This window comes from Anaerovibrio sp. (genome assembly GCF_051866355.1).
Classification (GTDB): Bacteria; Bacillota; Negativicutes; order Selenomonadales; family Selenomonadaceae; genus Anaerovibrio.
On record NZ_JBJDWZ010000080.1, the window covers coordinates 1 to 2,701 of the forward strand.

Sequence of the window (2,701 nt, forward strand, 5' to 3'; positions counted from 1 at the left end):
TACGAAAAACTGAAATCTATTTAATATTGATTCGTCCCTGCGGAGCGGCATATTCCATGCCTATCACTCCATGCAGTTCTTCGGTGAGATAATTTTCCAGCGATTCTACATCAAGATAGCCGACGCTGTGGTATTCCAGTTTTGCTCCCGGCAGGCACAGTCCGGCATAGGTATCGCCGCCAATAGCCAGGTATTCCACAAGAGCGATGGTGTAGATAGCATCCATCTGGAAACTCCTGCCGCCTACCGTGTCGATAGTGACGCGGCCGCCGGGATTGGCCGGGGCATAGTAGCTGGAGGCCGGATACAGTTCGCCCTTTTCATAAGGCACACTTGTGTCAATGGTGTACCTTATGCCGGCAGTCTGAGGAAATGCCCCCATGGCTTCTGGTGTAAACGCTGTAGCCGCTTCCAGTATTTCCAGCAGCTTGCGGCCGGTAATTTTTACGACACACAGCTGATTGTTGTAAGGATTCATGCTGTACAGCGTGCCGCGGGTGATGTTGCCGGGAGCGATGCCGCTTCTGATGCTGCCGCCGTTGCAGATAGCGGCATCCACCGGTCCGTCCAGTACATTGGCTTTTTGGGCCTGCCACAGCAGGGCATCAGCGCAGAAGTCACCGGCATTTGTTTCCATCGTGCGCACACCGGGAACGCGGCTGGCATCAAGATTTACGAGGGAGGTGCCAACCACCTGCCCAAGACTGGCATTGACCTGATCCCGCACTGTCTGCATCAGCAGTTTTACGTCAGGCTTCTCCTGTCTATACTCACCGAAAGGCAGCATGTTTTCAGTCCATTTGCCATTTTCGTAGGTGATGCGCCCGATGTTGCGGGTGTAACAGCCTGTCTCCGCCAGCAGGGTGCTGCCGATGTAGCTGTTCTTTACCAGATGGTCATGCCCGTCAATAAAGATATCAATGCCAGCCACCTGCTCCGCTATATCCTCGGAGCGGCTGCCTGTGCAGTCCGACTCACTGCCCAGATGTCCGAGGGCGATAATCAGGTCACAGCCCTGCCGCTTCATCTCCTTCACGGCCTGTTCGGTGACACGCCGGAGCGGCTTGTCCTGCAGAAAGGTCAGGCCGTATACATTTTTGGGGGAGGTACTGGTGATGGTCTGGGGCGTGGTCAGGCCGACAATGCCGATTTTTACATCACCTTTCTGCAGGATAACATAAGGTCTGGCAAAGGTTTTGCCGGTAGCATCCACCAGAATATTGGCGGCAACATAAGGGAAAAGCGCTTCGGACATGAGCTGTTGCAGGACATCCTGCCCGTAGTCAAATTCGTGATTGCCGATAGCGGCGGCATCATAGCCGGCGGCATTCATAAACCGGATGGCTGACTGCCCCTTGCTGAAGTTTACCAGATTGTTGTCCTGAATGGCATCACCTGCATCCAGGAGCAGTACATCATACCCCTGTGCTTCCAGCTCGCATTTCAGGCTGGCAATCACGGCCATGCCGTTGTGGCCATCGCCGTATTCATCGTAGCCGTGGGTATCATTGGTGTGCAGGATGACCAGCCTGCTGAAATCTGCCGCCAGAACAGGCTGGCACAGCAGGAGCAGAATCAGCAGGGGAAAAAGTAATTTGCGTAACAGTTTCATAACTATCCTCCTTAGAATCAGTTTTTGCATCAACATGTGCTATCATTATACTACCTTTGACCGTACCAGGCAAAAGATGTTGTTGTGGATGCTATTGTGAAAATATTTTCAGAGCCTGATAACTTTGCCGCTGGCAGGCATGGTATATTAGAGGCAGGACTAAAGAAAAACATGGGAGTGACAGACATTATGGAAAAACTTTTGCAGAATGAGAACCTGACGATTGCTGTCAGTTCGCTGGGCGGAGCGCTCAGCTCTATCAGGGACAAGGATGGTACGGAATATCTGTGGCAGGGGGACAAAAAATATTGGAGCGGACAGGCTCCGGTTCTGTTTCCTATCTGTGGCAGCCTGCGCGACGACAAGGCAGTAATAGGCGGCAGTAAGGAAACGAACATGCCGCGCCACGGCATTGTAAGGAAAAAGGAATTCCTGCTGGAAAAGGCGGACGATAAAGAGGTGGTTTACAGCATTTCGGCCGATGAGGAAATGCTGGCAAAATATCCTTATGATTTCAAGCTCTCCATCAGCTACAGCCTGTCCGGCAAGAGCATCAATGTGAAGTACACCGTGGAAAATAACGGCAGTGAGGTGATGCCGTGCTTCCTGGGGGCGCATCCCGGCTTTAACTGCCCGCTGACAGAGGATACATCGTATGAGGACTACTATCTGGAGTTTGAACAGGAGGAAGACTGCACGGCAGCAGTAAATCTCCCGGATACGGGGCTGGTGGACAGGATTACGCGTCGTCCTTTCCTGAAAGGGCAGAAGCGTTTGCCGCTGGACTACAAATACTTTGAAATTGATGCGGTTACTCTGGACAAGCTGAAATCCCGCAAGGTGCGTCTGGCAACGGATAAGCATCAGAAGGGGATTGAGGTTGATTTTGCAGATTTCCCGTATCTCATTCTCTGGTCAACAGCCAACAAAAGCCCGTTTATTGCGCTGGAGCCGTGGAGCGGACTGTCAACCTGCACTGATGAAGGTGATGTATTTGAAGAAAAGGCCAATGTGGCTATGGTTGAGCCGCAGGGGAAAAAAGAGTTCAATTTAAGCATCAGTATTTTATAAAACACACTCAAGAAAAAA

Annotated in this window: 2 protein-coding genes; one reads left to right on the forward strand and one right to left on the reverse strand. The window is 51.6% G+C overall.

Going from position 1 to position 2,701, the window contains the following annotated elements; all coding sequences use genetic code 11:
* Window positions 1-16 precede the first annotated feature (16 nt).
* Window positions 17-1,612 carry a bifunctional metallophosphatase/5'-nucleotidase gene (locus tag ACI3UA_RS04635; RefSeq protein WP_439723661.1) on the reverse strand — a complete coding sequence of 532 codons (1,596 nt, stop codon included), beginning with the start codon at window positions 1,610-1,612 and terminating at the stop codon, window positions 17-19.
* A 189-nt stretch (window positions 1,613-1,801) separates the two neighbouring features.
* On the opposite strand from ACI3UA_RS04635, the gene ACI3UA_RS04640 reads away from it, so the two are divergent.
* A complete protein-coding gene (locus tag ACI3UA_RS04640) occupies window positions 1,802-2,683 on the forward strand; it encodes an aldose 1-epimerase family protein (protein WP_439723662.1) in 882 nt (293 codons plus the stop codon).
* Window positions 2,684-2,701 lie beyond the last annotated feature (18 nt).

Excerpts from the sequence above, each read along its gene's own strand:
- ACI3UA_RS04640 (WP_439723662.1), top strand. The coding sequence starts at position 1,802 with ATGGAAAAACTTTTGCAGAATGAGAACCTGACGATTGCTGTCAGTTCG.
- ACI3UA_RS04635 (WP_439723661.1), bottom strand. The coding sequence starts at position 1,612 with ATGAAACTGTTACGCAAATTACTTTTTCCCCTGCTGATTCTGCTCCTG.